The following is a 19,975-nucleotide window of genomic DNA, read 5'->3' on the forward strand; positions in this document are numbered from 1 at the left end:
TTCGGCACCGCCTGCAACTTTGCCAGGCACCTCAAGGCACTACTGTGGCGGACGCCCTTCAAGGCCATCTGCGATGCCTGCAAGGATAACCCCTCCATCTTTAAAATCGACCCACACCACCTCATCCCGGGACCATACACCGCGGCCGCCCCGGGGGGCCTGTTCCGGAACCTCGCACCCGCCCCCACTGATCGCCTCGGATTGGCGGCGTAGGGACAGTCGCCATGATTCCCTAACCACCCGTCAAGGCGATCAACCCGCTGCTGCTCGGGGCCGATCTGCCTCACCGCATGGTATAGGTCGTGAAGCGCACGGACCACCGGCCGGGGCGGGCATAGTCCTCTTCCAGCTTCAGCTGGAGCGCCGGTCGCGGCCAGGCCTGCAGGTCACGCCAGAGCTGCTGCCCCTCCCCGCCAGCAAGCTCCACCGGGTGCGCCTTGGCCCATTGCCGAGGATACCAGAACGGCTGCGCGAGGCAGCGGTCGATGCGGTCCTCGACGCGCCTGAACACCACGTCAGCGGACCTCCGATCGCCGGATCCGGCCACGGCGACCGTGCAGACATAGCTCGCCGAGATCCGGGCGGATCCATCGACCACACACTGGCCGAGTTCCTGGTCCAGGGGCCGGGCCTGCCATCGGCTTGGCCCGGATGCTTGCCTGCGTAGCGCCGCGAAGGCGCCTTCCCATGCCTGGACCGCCGCCACCAGCCCCGCGCAAGTGTCCTCGTCCCGCCTCGCCTTGGCCGGTCCGGCGACGACCGCGGGCGGGGCGACCTCGGGTAACTCTTGCTGCACCACCGGATCCGACGAGCACCCAGCGCCGAGCACGCCCGCCAGGACGAGCAGGGCTCGTGCCATGACCCGGGTCGAGCCTGACTGCCACCTCATCCAGGCGTCGAGGCCATGCCGTGATCCCCCTCCCGGCAAGCGTCCGGCCACCTCGCCTCCAGCCCACCCGGCGAAGGTGGAGTCATGTGAGGTCGCCCCTGAACTCGTCGAAGACGTCCTGATAGATCGCCCGCTTGAACGGCACGATATGGGCCATGATCTCGGCCTCGCCCATCCAGCGCCATTCCGCGAATTCGGCTTCCTCGCCATGACCGATCAGGTCGATGTCGCCGTCTTCGCCGTCGAAACGGAACAGGAACCAGCGCTGCGACTGGCCCTTGTAGCGGCCCCGCCAGGATTTCGCAGCCAGATCGGCCGGCAGGTCGTAGGCGCGCCATCGGTCGCTCTCCTTGAGGAGCGTAGCGGCATCCGTTCCCGCCTCTTCGCGCAGTTCCCTGACGGCACTGGAAAGCGGCGTCTCGCTCGGGTCGATCCCACCTTGCGGCAGCTGCCAGGCCTCGACCGTCGTGTCGATCCGCCGGCCGACGAACAGACCCCGGCCGGGCCGGTGCAGCAGGATCCCCACGCAAGGCCGGTAGCCCTGTAACGGCTCCGACGAGATGATGCAGGTTCCCTGCTCCTCCATGTCACCCTCCGTGCCCATCAGGTCCACCCGCCCAGCCCTTTGCCAACGGGCCCGTCTTCACCGCGACCATCGGGTCAAGCGGCGCGTGCAGGAGGGTGGAAGGAGGCACCAGCGTCAAGCCCTGGGCAGCGATTCCGTGCTGCCAGCGCAGGATCCGCGCGATCGTCAGCGGATGGGCACGCATCACCCCGATGGCCCGGCCATCCTCATTCGCCCGGGACGCGAGCTGGTCGAGGAACCGGTCAATCGTGTCGGCACGCGTGGCCGGGCCCATCGACCCGTTCGCGCCAGCACCTCCCCAGCCTGCCTGGCCGGCCATGGTAGCGGCGAAGTCGCCGTGCAGCAGCAGCGGCAGCCTGCGCTGCTGCAGGACCAGGGCGAGCGGCCGGAAGCGCACGGGACTGGGCGCGAACGCTCCTGGCTCGGCCACGACGCCCGACAGGCCGCTTCCCCTCGAGAGGATCGTCGTCAGCCGTTCGAGGTTCCGCTCATCCGAGCGCGCCGGCGACAGGGCCAGCGGCCCCTGATCGAAACGCGCAGGATCGCCGCGGGAAACGGGCAGTTCCAGCCAGACCTCGCGGCCCTGCCGCTGCACGGCCGCCTGCCCCGGCAAAGGGTCATCGGCGTACACCGACCAGGCGAAAGCGACGGTTCTGGGCAGCTCCGACGCAGCCCGGGTGAGCACCGGATCCAGGCCGAACCCTGTCAACAGCAGGGCAATGCCGGGGACTTGCGTCCCGGCGGCTTCGGGCGTGGCCGGCTCCTGCCCCACGACAGCCGCATGGTCCTCGGCCGGCGCCGGCATCGCATGGTCAGGCGGAGGTGGAAGCGATGCCGCGATCGGGACCTGCATCAAGGATCCGACGAAGGGCGCAGGCGGCGCCTGGTCCTCGATGCCCAGTCCTGCCACCGTGACCGACGCCATGGCCATGACGACCAGCACCACGGCCGACCATGGCAGGGCCGGCGCCCGGCAGATGGCGAGAAAGATCTGGTGGAAGCGCGCCAAGGCTGCTCCCTTCGATGCAGGTCCTGGTCCGCGGCTCGACGACCGCCCGCCCATCTTGCGCCCGCCCCGATGAATCCTTCGTTAACACGTCGCTCCTTCACCACGACCGATCACCGCATCGAGCTTCACGGCGGGAACAGGCCGACGCGTCGCGATCCGCGCCCGGTGGCCGTCCTGGTCGCTTGCCTAGTCCTTCTCACAGCCTGTGGCGGAGGAACGCCCTCGATGCAGCGGGCCAACCCGGCCTGCATGGCCGATCTCGCCGCCGCCGGTACCGCCTTCAGCCCCTGGCCGGCCGCACCGGGCGGCGCCTGCTCGGTTCAGCAGCCGCTGGTCCTCCAGCGCAGCGGCTTCAAGCTCGACCCGCCCCTGAAGACAGCCTGTGCCATGGCCAAGGCCTGGGCGGACTTCGCGCCGGATCTGGACCGGATCGCGCTGGCACGGGCCGGAAGCCGGATCGCCACCGTGCTCACGGCCGGCAGCTGGTCGTGTCGCTCGATGACCGGCAATGCCTCCCGACCGAGCCTCCACGCGTCGGGACGCGCGATCGACGTCTACGGCTTCGTGCTGGCCGACCGCCGCCGGATCCTGGTCGAGCGTGACTGGTCGGACGACGGCCCGGCCGGCAGCTTCCTGCGTGCGGTCGGCAAGGCCGCCTGCCAGCGGTTCCAGGTCGTGCTGGGGCCGCCGGCCGACCGCTTCCACCAGGACCATCTCCATGTCGATATCGGCCCCTGGAAGCTCTGCCAGGTCGGGTAGCGCCCGCATCCCGGCAGGCTGCGGCTGCGCACACCTTAATGCGCGTTAACCACAATGGCCCCGGACGACCGCGCGGGCTTCCTCTACGGACGATCCGGGGCGCCGACGGGAGAGGCCGCATGAACGTAACGGCAGGATCGCCTGGCCGCGAAAGGGCGCCATGGTCGCCTTGGCCGGCGTTCGTCTTCGGCGGCTGGTGGGCGCTGGCCTGTGGCAGGCTGATCGCCGGCTCGCTCGCCATCTGCCTGCCGTTCCTGCTCTTCTGGCACGATCGTGGCGCCGAGGCCGGGCTGCTGCTGCTGGCCGCTCACGCCGTCCTGGCGAGCGACCGGCGGCCTGCGCCCTGCCTGCTGGCGCCGGTCGTGCTGCCGCTTCTTGTCGTGGGCGCGGTCGCCGGTGTCGTCGGCATGATCGGCCTGGCGGCGGGCCTGCGGGACGGCGGGTCGTGACCGTGCTCTGGCTGCTGACGGCGATGGCCATCCCGGTGCCGTTCGTCATGCTGGTCGTCGCGCGGGATACCACCCCGCCCACGCCCGGCTTCGTCGGCAGCGCCATCGGTGCCGGGCTGGTGCTGGGGCCGATCCTGGCACCTTTCGCCGTGGTGGCACCCTTCGCCGACCGACTGGGCCCCGAGGGCGCCACGCTGGCCAACGCTTGGCTGGAGTCCGGCTTCCTGGAGGAATTCGCGAAGGCGGCGGCCCTTTGGCTCCTGCTGGTGCCGCACGGGCTGGGCGCGACCAGCCATGCCCGCGCCACCGGGGCCGTGCTCGTTTCGCTGGGCTTCGGCGCGTACGAGAACCTGCTCTACCTCGCCGATGCCGCCGATCCGGCCGGTCTCGTCCTGATGCGAAGCCTGATCTCGCTGCCAGCACACCTCATGGCCGGCATGGCAGCGGCCATCGTGCTGCTGGTGCGTCCCCGCATAGGCGCCACGACCGCGACCCTGGCCTTCGCGGCTGCGTGGTTCTCGCACGGCACGTTCAACCAATGGGCCCTTGGCTGGGCCGCCGCCCTTGCCGGGGAGGCCAACCCCGAGCAGCCGCCCTACCTTGCCATCGTGCTGCTCACGGCCGCCCCGCTCGCGGCCAGTGCCGTCATCGGCGAGGCATGGCGATGCTTGCTGCCACGGGTGCGGGGCGGGCGGTGGAGCGTTCTGCCCTGGGCGTTGCTGACCGCCATGCTGGTGGTGATTGCCATGCTGTTCATGGACGGGATCCTGGCCCGGTGGGCGGACCGGCCGGCCATGCTCACCATGGCGCTGCCCTTCGCGGGCCTGCCGCTGCTCCTGGCGAGGCTGACGGGGACACTGGCCTGTGACGCCTGGCGCGCCCGCGGCGCGCTAGCTCAGGTCCGACGTTAGCGCGAACGGCGCAAAGCTGGCGGGCGCCGTGTCGCCGGACGCCGACCTCGCGACCGCCAGCCAGTCGCTGGTCTGCATCTCCATCAGCCGGCTGACCGTCCGCTGGAATTCGAAAGCACCTTCGCCGTGAGGATAAAGTTCGGCCGGGCTGCCCGCCGCCGTCACCACCATCACGCGCCTGCATTCATAAAGGGCGTCGACCAGCGTCATGAAGCGACGGGCCTCGTTGCGGCGGCCGGGTGCCAGGATCGGCACGCCGATCAGGAAGACCACGCGGAATCGCTCGCCGATCGCCAAGTAGTCCGCGGCACCCAGTGGCCGGGCGCAGAGTTCGGGGAAGTCGAACCAGGCGATCGGCCCCTCGGCCCGCGGCACCGCCAGCACGCGCGTGCCGACCGGCACCTCGGCGGGCGCGCCCTCGGCGCCGTCCGCCAGCGCCCGGAACAGCCGCTCCGCCGACGCCTGCGCATTCCCGTCCAGCGGCGAAAACCAGGTGGCGGCATCGCGCAGCCGCTCGACCCGGTAGTCCACCGGCCCGTCCAGCCTGACCACGTCCACCCTGCTTTTCAGCAGGTCGATGAATGGCAAGAAGCGGTCCCGGTTCAGCCCGTTCCAGTAGAGCCGATCGGGCGCCCAGTTCGAGGTAGCCACCACGGTCACGCCATTCTCGAACAAAGCGGTGAACAGGCGGCCGAGGATCATGGCGTCGGCGATGTTCACCACATGGAACTCGTCGAAGCAGAGCAGCTTGGTTTCCGCCGCGATCGCGCGCGCCAGCTGGCCCAGCGGGTCCTCTTCCCCGCCGCTTTGCTGGCGAAGCTCGTGCAGCCGTCGCTGCACCTCCAGCATGAAGGCATGGAAGTGCACGCGTCGCGTCCTGGGCTCGGGCGACGTTTCCACGAACAGGTCCATCAGCATCGACTTGCCGCGCCCGACCGAGCCATGGAGGTAGAGGCCGCGCGGTGTCGGTTTGGCGGGCTCGGGCTTGCGCGAGAACAGGCTCCAGAAGTTCCCGCTGCCGGACGGCGGTGCCGACGGCGCCGCTTGGAGCTGCCCGTGCAGCCGCTCCAGGGCCTGGACGACCTTTTCCTGGTCCGGATCGGGGCGGATGGCGCCCGATGCGACCCGTTGGCGATAGAGGGCTAGCGGTCCGGTCACGACATGCCTTGATTGCTGCGGCGGCGCCGGGCTTAGCAGCCGCGCCGGAAATGTCGATCCGGCGCGGCCCTGGCCTCGTCATCCCGTCGCAGGACCGTGGCAAGGACGGGCGGTCGTCCAGCAGGAGAACGATGACGATGAAGCCCGGTTTCCGCGAGGCTGTCTGGATCTGGGCGAAGATCGGCCTGCTCGGTTTTGGCGGGCCGGCCGGCCAGATCGCACTGATGCACCGCATCCTGGTCGACGAGAAGAAGTGGCTGGGCGAGGCGCAGTTCATCAACGCCTTGAACTACTGCATGCTGCTGCCGGGGCCAGAGGCGCAGCAGCTAGCCGTCTATGTCGGATGGCTCCTTCATGGAACTCGCGGTGGCATCGTGGCGGGCACGCTGTTCGTGCTGCCGGGTCTCCTGGTGATCCTCGCCCTTTCGACCGCCTATGCCCTGTTCCAGGCGACGTCCTGGCTGGCCGGCCTGTTCTTCGGGCTGAAGGCGGCGATCCTGGCCGTGGTCCTGGAGGCTTTGCTGCGCGTGGCGAAGCGGGCGCTGAAGGGACCGGGGATGGTGGCCCTCGCGGTGCTGTCGTTCCTCGCGATCTTCGCGTTCGGCGTGCCCTTCCCGCTCATCGTGCTCGCGGCCGGGCTGGCCGGCCTTCTCGGCAGCAGGCTCCTGGCTCCGGTGCAGGCGGACCCGGCCGTCGCCGTTGACGAACGGCCTGCGGCCGAGCTCGGATGGGCCCGTCCGCTCCGCATCGTCCTGGCCTGCGGCAGCCTGTGGGTCGCGCCGATCCTCCTGCTCACCGCCATCTTCGGACAGTCCAGCGTCTATCCGGCGATTGGCTGGTTCTTCTCGAAGATGGCGGTGGTGACCTTCGGGGGCGCCTATGCCGCGCTGGCCTGGGTCGCGCAGGAGGCGGTCGAGACGCAGCGCTGGCTGGCACCGGGCGAGATGCTGGACGGCCTGGCGCTGGCGGAAACGACACCCGGCCCACTCATCCTGGTCCTCACCTATGTGGGCTTCCTCGCCGGACTGCGGGAGGCAGGCGGCATCCCGCCCCTCGCCGGCGGCCTGCTTGGCGGCCTCCTGACAAGCTGGGTCACCTTCGTGCCAAGCTTTCTCTGGATCTTCATCGGGGCGCCCTATGTCGAGCGCCTGCGCGGCCATGCCGCCCTGTCCGGCGCCCTGTCCGCCATCACCGCCGCCGTGGTGGGCGTGATCGCCAACCTCGCGGTCTGGTTCGCGCTCCACAGCCTGTTCGGCAGGGTGAGCGAGGTGAGCATCGGGCCCGTCCTTGTCTCGGTGCCGGACTGGCGCACGCTCGACCCGCTGGCCCTGGCCCTGGCAGCGCTGGCCATGGTCGCGATGTTCGGCCTGCGGATCGGGATGATCCCGACGCTGGCGATCTGCGGGGCGGCCGGCCTTGGCAGCCGCTACCTGTTCGGCATGGTCTGAGGCGCCGGCCGGCGGCGCAGCCGGTCCCACGGCACCTGCGCGATCAGCGCCCCCAGGCTGACCAGGGCCGCCCCCGCCAGCATGTCCGCCTCGATCCGACCCTGGCCCAGCAGCACGGCCAGCGCCATCACGTAGAACGGCAGCAGGTTCTGGTGCATGGAGGCCACCGTGACACCCAGCAGGCGCGCCGAGAGGAGCCAAAGCGGCAGGGACATGCCCACGCCGATGCAGCCCATCCAGAGCAGCAGGAGGATCTCCCGCACCGTCGGCGTGATCGGGGGAACCAGGCCGCCGCCGACCAGGCCCGTGGAGAACAAGGAGAGCACCACCCCGGCCGTGCCCACGGTGACGAACGACTGTGCCAGCGAGTCGTGTCCGCCCAGCTCGCGCACCGTGGCGCGGGAAAAGAGGGCCCACAGCGTGATGGATCCCAGCACGATGATCTCGCCGCCCCGAAAATCGGGCGCTCCCTCGTCGAACGTGCCGGCCGCGATCGTGCCTCCCAGCATCGCGAGCAGGACGCCCAGCAGAAGGGTCAAGCGCAGCCGCTCCGTGCCCTGCACGAAGCCCATGAGCGCCGAGACGAGCGGCATGGTGGTGAGCACGACCGCGGCGGCCACCGTGTCGGACAGATCCTGGCCCCAGACCATCAGCACCACCGAGGGCGCCATGTAGAGCCCGCCGAGCTTGGCGACCGAGCGCCACGGGATGCTCTTGAGATCGAGCTTGCGGCGGAGCAGCGGGAACAGGAGCAGGATGCCCAGCGCCGCCGTCATGAGCCTGCCGGCCGCCAGCACGAATGGCGGCCAGGTCGCCAGCAGCATCTCCGTGACCGGGATGGTGGTGGCCCAGAGCAGGTTGTTCGCTATGCCGGCAAGGTTGCCCCAGAGGACGGGCCTCGAATCCATCTGTCCCCTGCCCGCCCGTGGCCAGTTCCGTCGGCGATCAACGCCGGAGCGGACGCAAAGACCCCGGCGCGGTGCAGGTCAACAGCGCCGGCATCACACCCAGCCGGCCAGCTCCCGTTCCACGAGCTGGACGATCAGGTCGATCCCGGCCGGACCGTCGTTCAGGCAGGGCACGTAGGAGAATTTCTCCCCGCCGGCATGGGTGAAGATCTCGCGGTTCTCGCCCTCGATCTCTTCGAGCGTCTCCAGGCAGTCGGTCGAGAAGCCCGGCGAGATCACCACGACCTTCTTCACGCCCTGCCCCGGCAGCGCCTCCATCGTCTTGTCGAGATAGGGCTGCAGCCACTCGTCCGGACCAAAGCGCGACTGGAAGCAGACCATGGCCTGCTCGCTGCTCAGGCCCAGCTCGGTGAACACGAGCCGCGCGGTCTTCACGCATTGGCAATGATAGGGATCGCCGCGCAGCAGGTATTCCTTGGGCATGCCGTGGAAGCTCATGACCAGCTTGTCCGGCTGCCAGTCCAGCGTCGCCAGATGCTCGCGGATGCTGTTCGCGATGGCGGCGATATAGGTCGGGTGGTCGTGGTAGGGCGGCGCCGTGCGCAGGGCCGGCTGCCAGCGCATGTCCAAGAGCTTCTTGAACACGACGTCGCAGCCGGTGGCGGTCGTGGCCGCACTGTATTGCGGGTAGAGCGGCAGCAGGATCAGGCGGGAGCAGCCCTGGCGGAACAGGCGGTCGACCACCGACGGCAGCGACGGATTGGCATAGCGCATCCCCCACTCGACCAGCACGTTCGGGTAGCGCTCCTTGAGGACCGCGCCCACCTGCTCGGCCTGCGAGCGCGTCACCGTCTTGAGCGGCCCCTCGTCCAGGTCCTTGTTCCAGATCGTCTCGTAGTCCTTGCCCTTGCGCGACGGCCGGGTGGTCAGGATCACGCCCTGCAGCAGCGCCTGCCAGAGCAGCACCGGCTTCTCGATCACCCGGCGGTCGGACAGGAACTCCGACAGATAGCGCCGCATCGGCCAGTAGCTGGTGCCGTCGGGCGTGCCGAGGTTGGACAGGATCACGCCGATCTTGGGCGTGGCGACCGGCGGATGGCCCGGAGGCAGCTCGCCGGTCGGGGAAGTGGCTGGGGCCTTGGCCGATGGGCGCTCGATCTGCCCGATCATCGTTCACCTCTGAGTAGTCGGCTGGCACATGGCGTTGGGCCAGCCATGCGCAAGTACGCTGGTCCAGCACAGGTCCGGGGGTGGTGGAGCGGTCGCATGCCTTCTACGATGGCCGGCAACACTTCAGCCACGCCGGAATCACGCGCCCATGGCCCACGCCCCGAATTCGCTCGCCGCCCGCGACATCGCCTATCTCATCCATCCCTATACGAACCTTCGCGTGCACGAGAAGCAGGGTCCGCTGGTCATTACGAAGGGCAAGGGCGTTTGGGTCGAGGACGACGACGGAAAACAGTATATCGAAGGCCTGGCCGGGCTGTGGTGCACGGCGCTGGGCTTCGACAACAAGCGCCTGGTGGAAGCGGCCAGGCACCAGATGGAGACGATGCCCTACTCGCATCAGTTCTCCCACCGCTCGACCACGCCGGCCATCGAGCTCGGCGAGAAGCTGCTGGCGATGGCCCCTGAGCCCCTGAAGAAGGTCTGGTTCGTCAACTCCGGCTCGGAAGCGATCGACACCGCGATCAAGCTGATCTGGTACTACAACAACGCCAAGGGCCGGCCCGAGAAGAAGAAGGTCATCAGCCGCAAGCGTGCCTACCATGGCATCACGATCGCGGCCGGCCATCTCACGGCGCTGGAATATGCCCGCAAGGGCTTCGACCTGCCGATGGCCGACCGGTTCCTGAACGTCACGCCGCCCAGCTTCTATCGTGAAGGGCTGGAAGGCGAGACCGAGGACCAGTTCACCGATCGCCTCGCCAAGGAGCTGGAGGACCTCATCCTCGAGCATGGCCCCGAGACGGTGGCCGCCTTCTTCGCGGAGCCGGTGCAGGGTGCCGGCGGCGTGATCATCCCGCCGGACAGCTACTTCCCGAAGATCCAGCCGATCCTGAAGAAGTACGACATCCTGTTCATGGCGGACGAGGTGATCTGCGGCTTTTGCCGGACCGGCGAGATGTTCGGCTCGCAGACCTTCGGCATTCAGCCGGACCTGATGACCGTCGCCAAGCAGCTTTCCAGCGCCTACCTGCCGATCGCCGGCCTCTTGATGAGCGACGAGTTCTATCAGGTGCTGGCCGACCGTTCGGCGGAGCTCGGCAACATGGGCATGGGCTATACCTATGGCGGCCACCCGGTCTCGGCGGCCGTCGCGCTGGAGACGCTCAAGATCTACGAGGAAGAGGACACGCTGGGTCACGTCCAGTCGATCGCGCCGCACTTCATGAAGCGCCTGAAGGCGATGGAGGAGCATCCGCTGGTCGGCGAGGCGCGCGGCGTGGGTCTGATCGGCGCCATCGAGATCGTGAAGGACAAGGCGACCCGGGAACAGTTCCCGGCAGCGACCAAGGCCTCGATGATGGTGGCCAATGCATGCCTGCCGCACGGCCTGATCCTGCGTGGCATGCCGTTTGACGCCGTGGGTATCTGCCCGCCGTTGATCATCTCGGAAGCCGAGATCGACCAGCTGTTCGACCGGCTCTGGTCGGGCCTGGACGATACGATGGACAAGCTGTCGGCCGCCGGCTGAGGAGGCGGTGGCCAGCAGGGGCAAGGGCTCTGTCAGCGCCCCTGCTGGCCTTTCATTTGTACGCGCGCTTGCGGCCGGTGATCATCGCGACGACCAGATTCTCGCGATGACGGAGGCTTTCGATCGTGACGCCGGCCACGTGGAGGAACATCAGCCACATCAGGGCGTCGCCGATGACGCCGTGGATCTCCTCCATCTCCGGCGAACCGAAGAACGCGTCCGTGCGCAAAAGCCAGCCGGTGCCCGTGAGCAGGGCCACCAGCACGAAGAAGGCCAGGATCGCGAGCGATCCCAGCGGGTTGTGGCCGACGAAGCGCGGGTTCTGTCCCGACCACAGCAGGCGCAGGTAGGCGATGACCTGCGAGGGCCAGGGCCAGAAGTCGGACCAGCGCGCATGGCGCGTGCCGACGAAGCCCCACAGGAACCGGACGCCGAACGCGATCGCCACCGCATAGCCGGTCGTGCGGTGCCAGTACTTGCCGGAGTCCAGCACGAACAGGTTCAGGACGATGCTGGTCGCCACCGTCCAATGGAAGAGCCTGACGACCGGGTCCCAGACCTTCACGGTCCGGGACCCGGGCGCTGATTCCGTCGGTGCAGACACGAGACGCTCAGGCCCCGCCCCTGCCATGGCTCATTCCTCTTCGGATTCGATCACCGCGGCCGTGACCGGATCGAAGTAGATCTCGACCTTCTTGTCGCCCTTCTTGCCGTAGATCTCGTAGCAGTTCGTGTCGGTCACCACGAACCGGACGATCTCGGTGATCCCCTGTTCCGCCACGACCTTCTGCTTAAACGCTTCCTCGTCCATCCACTTGCTCTTGGGCTCGTTCGTGCATTGCGGGTCGGCCATGGCCACCCCGCTCATCCCCAGGAGCAGCAGACCGGCTGCCGCACCCATCACCTTGTTCATGGTTCGACCCTCTCTCACGCGCCCTCCAGAACGAGGGCGGTGGGACGAAGATAGATCGGAAGGCTGACCCGAAGCTGACGGCGGCGTCAGGCCCGGCAGGTGGCCGGGAGCTGGCCATGGCTCTTCAGGAACGCCTTGGTCTGCAGCCACCACGGGGCGTTGGGATTCCAGGTCGCCCGGCCACGGGTTCCGTTCGGCAGCGGCTTCAGCGTGCCCCAGATGCAAAGGCTGTCGGCCAGCCGGTAGGTGGTGTCCAGCTGCAGGCGGAAGAAGTCCCCGGAGATGAACTGGTAGCGGAGCGACTTGTCTGCGCTCCAGTCATTATACTGCGGCCATACCCACGGCATCACCGGCTTGTTGTAGATACGCGCCTCCGAGATCATGATCTCGGCGAACTTCACCCAGTCCTTGCGGTTCGTATTGTAGGTGTAGAACTGGGGCATGATCCAGTCGACCTTCTCGGCCAACGGTATCATCAGGCGGTTCTCGCGGCGCATGCGGGCCAGCCGCTCGCCACCGGCGACATAGTCGGCATAGCGCGGCTTCGGCATCCGCCCGAAGATGGCGAGCTTGGTCGTGGTCGGCAGCTTGCTCCGCATATAGGCGACGAGCCGGATCATCTTCTGCCGGTCCGATGTCGATGCCGCGTTCCACTCGATGTCGAGCGTCACGAACGACTGCCTGTTCGCCTTGATGTTGGCGATGACCTTGTCGAGCTTGGGGAAGTCTAGCTCGGTACCGGTGACCAGGGAGTTCTGGTAGTAGATCGGCATGCGGCGCAGGCCGCAGGTAGCCAGGCTCGCCGGTGCATTGTTCCAGCGCATGCACTCCCAGGCCTGGAAGTTCTTCTTGCTCGGCACCGTCGGTGTCGGTGCCGGCACCTGGTGGCTCGCCAGCTTGACGTCGGCCATGAGCTCCGTGAGCGTCGGCATGGTCGGGGTGGCCACCAGTCCAGCCAGGAAGTCACGTCTCTGCATTTAGTCGTTCCCTCAAGATTACACACAGAGCTCTAAGTATTTTATAGAACTTCTGTCGGCGGCTCAGCAATGCTGCCGTAATGGTCCTGTCACCTGAACTATGCGGTAGGCCGTGACGACAGCCCCGACGTGTTCATGGACTCAGCGGCATAACGCCAGGACCATTTGGCTTTTGCAAGCGTTCAGGCTATCGCCGCATATTAACGGCGATAATATGTGAATAAACAAGCTTGCTGTGCACCATGCAACAGGGGCGCCCGCCGACATCCGTCATGCCGAGCTGACGGCGGTGCCGGATCAGGCCTGGCAGGCCGCGAGGCTCTGTCCGTGGCTTTGCAGGAATGCCTTGGTCTGGGCCCACCAGGGCGCTTGCCCGTTCCAGGTGGCCCGTCCGATCGTCCCGTTCGGGCGGGGCTGCAGCGTGCCCCGAAGGCACAGGCTGTCGCCCAGCCGATAGGCCGTCTCCAGCTGCTCGCGGAATGCGTCGCCCGGGATGAGCTGGTAGCGGATGCTTGGGTCCTTGCTGTCCTCGTGATATTGCGGCCACAGCCAGGGCATCACGGGCTTCCCGTAGGTACGGGCCTCCGACATGATGACCGTGGCATAGGTCAGCCAGTCCCGCCGGTTCGTGCTGTAGGCGTGGAAGACCGGCTGGATCCAGTCCACCCTGTTCGCCAGCGGCTGCGCCAGCCGGTTCTCGCGCTGCTGGTAGGCCAGCCGCTCGCCGCCCTTGAGGTAGTCGGCATAGCGGGGCTTGGGCATGATGCCATAGAGCGCCAGCTCGGTCGCGGCAGGCACCCGCTCACGGACATACTCCACCACCCGGATCAGCTTCTCCCGCTCCGCCGTCGAGGAAGGGTTCCAGCGCTCGATGTCGAGCGTCACGAACGACTGCCTGTTCGCCTTGATGCTGGCGATGACCTTGTCGATCTTGGGGAAGTCCGGCTCCTCGCCGGTGAGCATCGAGTCCTGGTAGTAGATCGGCATGCGGCGCAGCCCGCAGCCGGCGAGGCTTTCCGGCGCGTTGTTCCAGCGCATGCACTCCCAGGCGACGAACTCCGTCTTGGGCGGGACGACCACGGGCGGCTTGCCGCCGGTCGCTGCCTTCATGTCGGACAGGAGGTCCGTGAGCTTCGGCGCGGTCGGGGTGGCGACGAGCCCCGCCAAGAAGTCACGTCGTTGCATGGGGCGCTTTCCGGGGTTCTACAAGAAGGACGGCGTCAGCACGGTCGCTGCCATAGCAAAGCTGCGGCGGCAACCTCTCGATGGTGCTGTCAGGCCACGCTTGCCGGTCGCACGCAGCAACAGCCGGCCCAGCCTGGGCGGCCCGACAGCATCCGCCCGCCCCCGGTCATGCTCGGCAGGCATCGAGGTTCTTGCCGTGCGAGCGCAGGAACGACTTGGTCTCGCGCCACCATCCGGCGTTCCCGTTCCAGTCGAGGCGCTGGATCTTGCCCCCGCTCTGCGGCACCCGCGTTCCCCAAAGGCAGACACTGTCCGCCTTCGCCCAGCACTTCTCGAGCTGGGCGCGAAAGAAGCTGCCGGGCAACAGGTCGTAGCGGATGCTCCGGACCGGCGAGGTTTCCAGGTACTGCATCCACAGCCATGGCATGACCGGCTTGCCGAAGCTGTGTGCCTCGCTCAGCACGATGTCCGCATGCCTGGACCAGCGCGCCCGGTCGGTTTCCGGCGTGTAGAGTGACGGCATGATCCAGTCGACCTTGGCTGCCAACGGCCGCATCGCCCGGTTCAGGGCGCGCTGCTCGGCCAATCGGCTGCCGCCCGCAAGATAGGCGCCATAGTTGATGCCGGGCATGATGCCCCAGTAGCCGAGCTTGGTGGTCGAGGGGATCCGGTCGCGCAGATAGTCGACCACCGCGATCAGCCGCCGCCGCCCGCCCGAATATTCCGGGTACCACCGCTCGATATCCAGCGTGACCAGTTTCGGCTGCGCCCGCCGGATCTGCGCTGCCACCGCGTCGATCTTCCCGAAGTCCGGGTCCTTGCCGGTGACCATCGACGATTCATGGAAGATCGTCATGGTCCGCAACCCGCAACTGACCAGGCTCGTGGGCCCGCCATTCCAGCGCATGCAGTTCCATGCGACGAAGTTCCTGCTCGCCGCCTCAGGGAGAGACGGCATGGCAGCGATGCCCAGCAGTCCGCCTAGAACCGCACGTCGCTGCATTGACCGTTCTCCTTCAGGTAACACCGGATCACTTTGATCGATTTTCCGGATGAGAGTCCAGGATTTGCCATTGGACGGAAAGATGGCAGATCAACGCGGCCCGATGCTGGCACCGAGCCTCCTCGTCCATCGTTCCCCGCCCAGGCCGACATGGCCGGCAGCCTTGCATCGCGGACAGCCCCGTGCGACGCGCAACGCCGTCAGGCGGCAGCACGCAACGAGGCCATCGATGGATCCCATCGCCGTACTGGTGACGCGAGGCCGGCATATCGAGAGCCGGCATACCGGCCGGCTCGTGGTCTGCGATGCGGAGGGTCACGCCCGGTTCGCCATCGGCGACGTCACCGAGCCGGTGTTCCCCCGCTCCGCGATCAAGCCGTTCCAGGCCCTCCCGCTGGTCGAGACCGGCGCGTTCGACCGGTTCGTGGGCGACCCGGCCGATCTGGCCCTCGCCTGCGCATCCCATAACGGCGAAGCCGTCCATGTCGACCGTGTCCTGGCCTGGCTCGAGCGGGCTGGCCTCCGCGAGACGGACCTGCGTTGCGGCGGCCATCCTCCCCTCTTCGGGCCGGCCGAGGTGGAGCGCATCGAGCAGCACCGGCCCATCCGGCCCGCCTTCAACAATTGCTCGGGCAAGCATACCGGTATGCTGACCGTCGCCAGCCTGCTGGGCGCGCCGCTGGAGACCTACCTGGACCGCGGCCACCCCGTGCAGCAGCGGGTCGAGGAGGCCTTGTGCGCGCTGACCGGGCTGGACGACCTGCCCGAGCCCGGTCTGGATGGCTGCGGCGTGCCTTCCTGGCCGATCCCGCTGGACGCCCTGGCCCGTGCTGGCGCAAGGCTCGCCGCGCCGCAAGGCCAGTCCCCGTCGCGCCAAGCTGCCCTTGGCCGGATCGCCGGCGCGATGGTGGCCCATCCCGAGATGGTCGCAGGCACCGGCCGCCTGTGCACGGCCCTGATGCGCGCCGCTCCCTGGATTGTCGCCAAGACCGGGGCCGAGGGCGTCTACCTGGCCGGCCACCGCCGCCTGGGCCTTGGCCTGGCCCTGAAGGCCACCGATGGCGCCACGCGGGCGGCGGAAGCCATGCTGCTGGCGGCCCTGGATCGGATGGGCTGGCTGGACGGCGCCGATCGCGCGGCGCTGCACCCGTTCGGGGAGAAGCCGATCCGCAATGTGGTCGGTACCGAGGTCGGGGCCATTCGCGTGGAGGAGAACTTCCTGAAGGGCCTGGCATGAGGATCACCTGGAACGAGCAGGTGATGATCGCCGGCGTCGACGAGGTCGGCCGCGGTCCGCTGGCCGGGCCGGTGGTTGCCTGCGCGGTGATCCTGCGCGCACCGATCGAGGGCTTGGCGGACAGCAAGGCGCTGCCGGCGTCGGAGCGGGAGCGTCTGGCAGCGCTCCTCCGGCAAAGCGCCGTGGTCGCCCTTGGCGCAGCATCGGTCGCCGAGATCGCCCGCCTCAACATCCTCCACGCCTCGATGCTCGCCATGCGCCGCGCGATCACGAAGCTGCAGGTCCGGCCGCACCAGGTGCTGGTCGACGGCAACCGTGTTCCGCCGGGCCTGGAGCTACCGGCCGAGGCGATCGTAAAGGGCGACGCGCTGGTCGACTGCATCGCCGCCGCGTCGATCGTGGCCAAGGTCGTGCGCGACCAGGCGATGGCCCGCCTGGCGCAGCGCTGGCCCGGCTACGGCCTGGAGCGCCATGCCGGCTATCCCACCGAGATCCACCGCCAGGCCCTGGCGCGGCTCGGGCCCACGCCGCATCACCGCCTGGGCTTCAAGGGCGTGCTCTGCGTGCCGGACGAGGTCGATGAGCTCGGCGCCGGCTGAGCAGGGTGATGCCGGTCTCCGCCGGTTGGTTCGAATCGTTGCGTTCCTCAACCTTGCCTATTTCGGCATCGAGTTCAGCGTCGCTGCCGCCATCGGTTCCGTTTCCCTGTTCGCCGACAGCGTGGACTTCCTGGAAGACGCGTTCGTCAATGCGCTGATCTTGCTGGCGATCGGCTGGTCCGCCGGCCGCCGTGCCAAGGTCGGCATGCTGCTCGCGGGCATCCTGCTGGCCCCGGCCGTTGCGGCGCTTTGGACTGCCTGGGACAAGTTCCTGCTCCCGGTGCCGCCGGCGCCAGTGCCGCTTGCGATGACCGGCACAGGGGCGCTTCTGGTCAACGGCGCCTGTGCCGTGCTGCTGGCCCGCTACCGCCACCATGGCGGCAGCCTGACCCGTGCCGCCTTTTTGTCGGCGCGCAACGACGTGCTCGCCAACGTCGCGATCGTGGCTGCGGGCCTCCTCACCGCTTACCTCTGGCTGTCCGCCTGGCCCGACGTGATCGTGGGCCTTGTTATCGCAGGGATGAATCTCGATGCGGCCCGCGACGTCTGGGCCGCCGCCCGCCGCGAGCACGCCCAAGCGCGCCCATGACGCGCCGGCGATGCGAGGCACTGGCATAGCGGCATGATTTCGTGGTCCAAGCCCTGCACGACGAGGGCAGACGGGACGGACAGGCGATGGACCAGGCGGCGGTGATGGCCGAGTTCGAGGCGGCGGGCGCGCTCCTGCGCGGCCACTTCATCCTGACCTCGGGCCTGCGCAGTCCCGTCTACCTGCAATGTGCCCGCGTGCTCATGGACCCGGCGCGCGCCGGGCGGCTGGCGCTGGCGCTGGCGGCAAAGCTCGAGGGAATCCAGGTGGACTTGGTGGTATCGCCGGCCATGGGCGGCATCCTGGTCGGCCATGAGCTGGCCCGCGCCCTGGGTGTCCCGTCGATCTTCACCGAACGGGTCGACGGCAAGTTCACGCTGCGCCGGGGCTTCGCCATCCCGGAAGGTGCCAGGGTCGCGGTCGCCGAGGACGTGGTCACGACCGGCATGTCGACGCGCGAATGCATGGAGGTCATCCGGGCCCATGGCGGCCAGGTGGTCGCGGCAGCCTGCCTGGTGGACCGTTCGGGCGGCCGGGCGCAACTGGGCGTCCCGCATGTGGCGCTGATGGCGCTCGACCTGCCGACCTACCGCCCGGAGGACGTCCCGCCGGAGCTGGCTGCCATCCCGCCGGTCAAGCCAGGTTCCCGCCCCGGTCAGGCAGGCCCCGGCGGAGCCTAAGGCCGGTGCTCCTCGCCCGCCGCCGCACGCCCCGCTTGCGTGAACGCATGCGCTTGGCCGTCCTGCCGCGCACCGGCTACAAGCGCGCCTGGCAGTACCGCGTCCAGCGCATCGCCCGGATGGCCGGCTCTCCCTATTTCCTGGCCGGCGGCGTGGCACTCGGCACGGCGCTGGCGCTCACGCCCTGGTTCGGCCTCCACTTCGTGCTGGCCTTCCTCCTGGCAAGGCTGCTCCGCGTCAGCTTCCCCCTGGCCCTGGCCTTCACGCTGCTGAACAACCCCTGGACCCTGCCGCTGGTCATGGCGGCCGACTACGAGCTCGGCCGCGCGATCCTGGGCGACCACCAGCTGGGCCTGCCCCCGATCGAGCACATCAGCTGGAAGTATCTTTTGAGCGAGGGCGAGGCCCTGCTCCTGCCGCTGGCCGTCGGCAGCACGCCCGTGGCGGTTGCAGGATTCGTCGCGGTCTACTGGCCGCTCAAGCGCAAGGTGGCGCACATGCAGGCGACCCGGCGCACCAAGCTGGATCAGCGCCGGGCCGCGATAGTGAAGCTCGAGGCGAACGAGATCGCCTTGAGCTGAGCCTCAGGGCAGTTCCTTCAGCACCGAGCCCAGCTTGTCCACGATCTCGTCGATATGGGCCTTGGTCAGGACCAGCGGCGGCGACATGGCGATCGTATCACCGGTCACCCGCAGCATGATGCCTTTCTCGTAGCCGAGCAGCATGGCGTCATAGGCCCGCTCGGCCACCGCACCCGGCCGCGACGACAGCTCGACCGCCGCCATGATGCCCACGGTCCGGATGTCGATGACGTTGGGCAGGCCCTTGAGCGAGTGGACGGCGTCGCCCCAATATTCGACCAGCGAGGCCGCGTTCTCGAACACGCCTTCGTCCCGGTAGACGTCGAGCGTGGCGAGGGCGGCGGCGCAGGCTACCGGATGGGCCGAATAGGTGTAGCCGTGGAACAGCTCGATGGCCTTTTCCGAGCCGCCCGTCTCCATGAAGGTCTCGTAGATCTCCTTGGACACCATCACCGCACCCATCGGGATGGTGGCCGAGGTCAGGCCCTTGGCGGTGGTGATGATGTCCGGCTCCACGCCGAAATGTTCCGCCGCCGAGCCCTTGCCGAGGCGACCATAGGCGGTGATCACCTCGTCGAAGATCAGGAGGATGCCGTGCTTCTTGGTGATGGCGCGCAGCTTCTCCAGATAGCCCTGCGGCGGGGCCAGCACGCCGGTCGAGCCCGCCACCGGCTCGACGATCACGGCTGCGATGTTGGACGCGTCGTGCAACGCCACCAGCCGCTCCAGCTCATCCGCCAGATGCGCGCCCCAGGCCGGCTGGCCCTTGGAATAGGCCTGGTGCTCCAGGCTGTAGGTGTGCGGCAGGTGGTCGACGCCGGTCAGCAGCGAGCCGAAATACATCCGGTTCTTGACCATGCCGCCGACGGAGATGCCGCCGAAGCCCACGCCATGGTAGCCGCGCTCGCGGCCGATCAGCCGGGTGCGCGTGCCCTGGCCGCGGTTGCGGTGATAGGCGAGCGCGATCTTGAGCGCCGTGTCGACCGATTCCGAGCCGGAATTGGTGAAGAAGGCGTGGTCCAGCTTGCCCGGGAACAGGTGGGCCAGGCGCGAGGCCAGCTCGAACGACTTCGGATGGCCCCACTGGAAGGGGGGCGCGAAGTCCAGTTCGGCCGCCTGCTTCTGGATCGCTTTCACGATCTTCGGATGGGCATGGCCCGCGTTGACGCACCACAGGCCCGCCGTGGCATCGAGCAGCTGGCGGCCGTCATGGGTGGTGTAGTGCAGCCCTTGTGCCTTCACGAGCAGCCGCGGGTTCTTCTTGAACTCGCGGTTCGCGGTGAACGGCATCCAGAAGCTCTCGAGGTCGTTCGGGACGGTGGCGAGATCCTTGGTCAGCATGAGAGCCTCTCGGACAAGGGAGGAGCAACGGACCAAGGGCGCGACGATGCGG

22 protein-coding genes and 1 pseudogene are annotated in these 19,975 nt (G+C 68.2%); 11 read left to right on the forward strand and 12 right to left on the reverse strand.

All coding sequences use genetic code 11. The features are described 5' to 3' along the window. Positions 1 to 141: pseudogene (locus tag VHL31_RS22605) on the forward strand (IS481 family transposase); the annotation flags it as partial. 142 nt (positions 142 to 283) lie between these two features. Here VHL31_RS22605 and VHL31_RS22610 read toward each other — a convergent pair. The 3 genes from VHL31_RS22610 to VHL31_RS22620 form a co-directional block, all read right to left on the reverse strand. Further along, complete coding sequence (locus tag VHL31_RS22610) at positions 284 to 859, reverse strand: hypothetical protein (RefSeq protein ID WP_329663508.1); 576 nt, start codon at positions 857 to 859, stop codon at positions 284 to 286. A gap of 112 nt (positions 860 to 971) precedes the next feature. Then, positions 972 to 1,493 carry an RNA pyrophosphohydrolase gene (locus VHL31_RS22615; RefSeq protein WP_329663509.1) on the reverse strand — a complete coding sequence of 174 codons (522 nt, stop codon included), beginning with the start codon at positions 1,491 to 1,493 and terminating at the stop codon, positions 972 to 974. Beyond that, a complete protein-coding gene (locus VHL31_RS22620; protein WP_329663510.1) occupies positions 1,477 to 2,484 on the reverse strand; it encodes a divergent polysaccharide deacetylase family protein in 1,008 nt (335 codons plus the stop codon). The genes VHL31_RS22615 and VHL31_RS22620 overlap by 17 nt, the downstream gene beginning before the upstream one ends. A gap of 225 nt (positions 2,485 to 2,709) precedes the next feature. On the opposite strand from VHL31_RS22620, the gene VHL31_RS22625 reads away from it, so the two are divergent. The 3 genes from VHL31_RS22625 to VHL31_RS22635 all read left to right on the forward strand — a co-directional run bounded on the left by VHL31_RS22625 (position 2,710) and on the right by VHL31_RS22635 (position 4,603). Then, entirely contained in the window at positions 2,710 to 3,243 is a 534-nt protein-coding gene (locus tag VHL31_RS22625; RefSeq protein ID WP_329663511.1) for an extensin family protein, read from the forward strand. Between the two features lie 119 nt (positions 3,244 to 3,362). Further along, positions 3,363 to 3,692, forward strand: a complete 330-nt coding sequence (locus VHL31_RS22630) for a hypothetical protein (protein ID WP_329663512.1) — start codon at positions 3,363 to 3,365, stop codon at positions 3,690 to 3,692. Beyond that, positions 3,689 to 4,603 carry a PrsW family glutamic-type intramembrane protease gene (locus VHL31_RS22635; protein ID WP_329663513.1) on the forward strand — a complete coding sequence of 305 codons (915 nt, stop codon included), beginning with the start codon at positions 3,689 to 3,691 and terminating at the stop codon, positions 4,601 to 4,603. The genes VHL31_RS22630 and VHL31_RS22635 overlap by 4 nt, the downstream gene beginning before the upstream one ends. On the opposite strand, the gene zapE is transcribed toward VHL31_RS22635, so the two are convergent. Next, positions 4,583 to 5,761 (reverse strand): cell division protein ZapE, encoded by a 1,179-nt coding sequence (zapE, locus tag VHL31_RS22640; protein WP_329663514.1) that lies wholly within the window; start codon positions 5,759 to 5,761, stop codon positions 4,583 to 4,585. The two genes, VHL31_RS22635 and zapE, sit on opposite strands and share 21 nt — an antisense overlap. A 131-nt stretch (positions 5,762 to 5,892) precedes the next feature. On the opposite strand from zapE, the gene chrA reads away from it, so the two are divergent. Next, complete coding sequence (chrA, locus tag VHL31_RS22645) at positions 5,893 to 7,209, forward strand: chromate efflux transporter (RefSeq protein WP_329663515.1); 1,317 nt, start codon at positions 5,893 to 5,895, stop codon at positions 7,207 to 7,209. Here the strand turns inward: chrA and VHL31_RS22650 are convergent. Together VHL31_RS22650 and hemH are read right to left on the reverse strand one after the other, a co-directional pair. Further along, on the reverse strand, positions 7,188 to 8,117 hold the full coding sequence (locus VHL31_RS22650) for a DMT family transporter (protein ID WP_329663516.1): 930 nt from the start codon (positions 8,115 to 8,117) through the stop codon (positions 7,188 to 7,190). The two genes, chrA and VHL31_RS22650, sit on opposite strands and share 22 nt — an antisense overlap. Positions 8,118 to 8,210: 93 nt before the next feature. Next, complete coding sequence (hemH, locus tag VHL31_RS22655) at positions 8,211 to 9,287, reverse strand: ferrochelatase (RefSeq protein WP_329663517.1); 1,077 nt, start codon at positions 9,285 to 9,287, stop codon at positions 8,211 to 8,213. A 148-nt stretch (positions 9,288 to 9,435) separates the two neighbouring features. On the opposite strand from hemH, the gene VHL31_RS22660 reads away from it, so the two are divergent. Next, positions 9,436 to 10,818, forward strand: coding sequence for an aminotransferase (locus VHL31_RS22660; protein ID WP_329663518.1), 1,383 nt, complete (start codon positions 9,436 to 9,438; stop codon positions 10,816 to 10,818). Between the two features lie 52 nt (positions 10,819 to 10,870). Here VHL31_RS22660 and VHL31_RS22665 read toward each other — a convergent pair whose 3' ends face one another. From VHL31_RS22665 to VHL31_RS22685, 5 genes are all read right to left on the reverse strand, one after another. Continuing rightward, entirely contained in the window at positions 10,871 to 11,383 is a 513-nt protein-coding gene (locus VHL31_RS22665; RefSeq protein WP_329663519.1) for a cytochrome b/b6 domain-containing protein, read from the reverse strand. Positions 11,384 to 11,452: 69 nt separating this feature from the next. Continuing rightward, positions 11,453 to 11,731 carry a PepSY domain-containing protein gene (locus tag VHL31_RS22670; RefSeq protein WP_329663520.1) on the reverse strand — a complete coding sequence of 93 codons (279 nt, stop codon included), beginning with the start codon at positions 11,729 to 11,731 and terminating at the stop codon, positions 11,453 to 11,455. Positions 11,732 to 11,817: 86 nt separating this feature from the next. Next, entirely contained in the window at positions 11,818 to 12,708 is an 891-nt protein-coding gene (locus VHL31_RS22675; RefSeq protein ID WP_329663521.1) for a hypothetical protein, read from the reverse strand. 297 nt (positions 12,709 to 13,005) lie between these two features. Next, a complete protein-coding gene (locus tag VHL31_RS22680; RefSeq protein ID WP_329663522.1) occupies positions 13,006 to 13,893 on the reverse strand; it encodes a hypothetical protein in 888 nt (295 codons plus the stop codon). A 166-nt stretch (positions 13,894 to 14,059) separates the two neighbouring features. Then, on the reverse strand, positions 14,060 to 14,896 hold the full coding sequence (locus tag VHL31_RS22685) for a hypothetical protein (RefSeq protein ID WP_329663523.1): 837 nt from the start codon (positions 14,894 to 14,896) through the stop codon (positions 14,060 to 14,062). Positions 14,897 to 15,125: 229 nt separating this feature from the next. Here VHL31_RS22685 and VHL31_RS22690 point away from each other — a divergent pair, with 229 nt between their 5' ends. The 5 genes from VHL31_RS22690 (at position 15,126) to VHL31_RS22710 (ending at position 18,582) form a co-directional block, all read left to right on the forward strand. Continuing rightward, the gene (locus tag VHL31_RS22690) at positions 15,126 to 16,133 is read left to right on the forward strand and encodes an asparaginase (protein WP_329663524.1); all 1,008 of its coding nucleotides are present in this window, start codon (positions 15,126 to 15,128) and stop codon (positions 16,131 to 16,133) included. After that, positions 16,130 to 16,732 carry a ribonuclease HII gene (locus VHL31_RS22695; protein WP_329663525.1) on the forward strand — a complete coding sequence of 201 codons (603 nt, stop codon included), beginning with the start codon at positions 16,130 to 16,132 and terminating at the stop codon, positions 16,730 to 16,732. The genes VHL31_RS22690 and VHL31_RS22695 overlap by 4 nt, the downstream gene beginning before the upstream one ends. Next, positions 16,713 to 17,321 carry a cation transporter gene (locus VHL31_RS22700; protein WP_329663526.1) on the forward strand — a complete coding sequence of 203 codons (609 nt, stop codon included), beginning with the start codon at positions 16,713 to 16,715 and terminating at the stop codon, positions 17,319 to 17,321. Before VHL31_RS22695 ends, VHL31_RS22700 begins: the two co-directional genes overlap by 20 nt. 86 nt (positions 17,322 to 17,407) lie before the next feature. Further along, on the forward strand, positions 17,408 to 18,001 hold the full coding sequence (pyrE, locus tag VHL31_RS22705; RefSeq protein ID WP_349262529.1) for an orotate phosphoribosyltransferase: 594 nt from the start codon (positions 17,408 to 17,410) through the stop codon (positions 17,999 to 18,001). Positions 18,002 to 18,006: 5 nt separating this feature from the next. Beyond that, positions 18,007 to 18,582 carry a DUF2062 domain-containing protein gene (locus tag VHL31_RS22710; protein ID WP_329663528.1) on the forward strand — a complete coding sequence of 192 codons (576 nt, stop codon included), beginning with the start codon at positions 18,007 to 18,009 and terminating at the stop codon, positions 18,580 to 18,582. A 3-nt stretch (positions 18,583 to 18,585) separates the two neighbouring features. Here the strand turns inward: VHL31_RS22710 and VHL31_RS22715 are convergent, their stop codons facing one another. Beyond that, positions 18,586 to 19,923, reverse strand: a complete 1,338-nt coding sequence (locus VHL31_RS22715) for an aspartate aminotransferase family protein (protein ID WP_329663529.1) — start codon at positions 19,921 to 19,923, stop codon at positions 18,586 to 18,588. Positions 19,924 to 19,975: the final 52 nt, after the last annotated feature.

The organism is Geminicoccus sp. (assembly GCF_036263595.1).
Taxonomy (GTDB): domain Bacteria; phylum Pseudomonadota; class Alphaproteobacteria; order Geminicoccales; family Geminicoccaceae; genus Geminicoccus.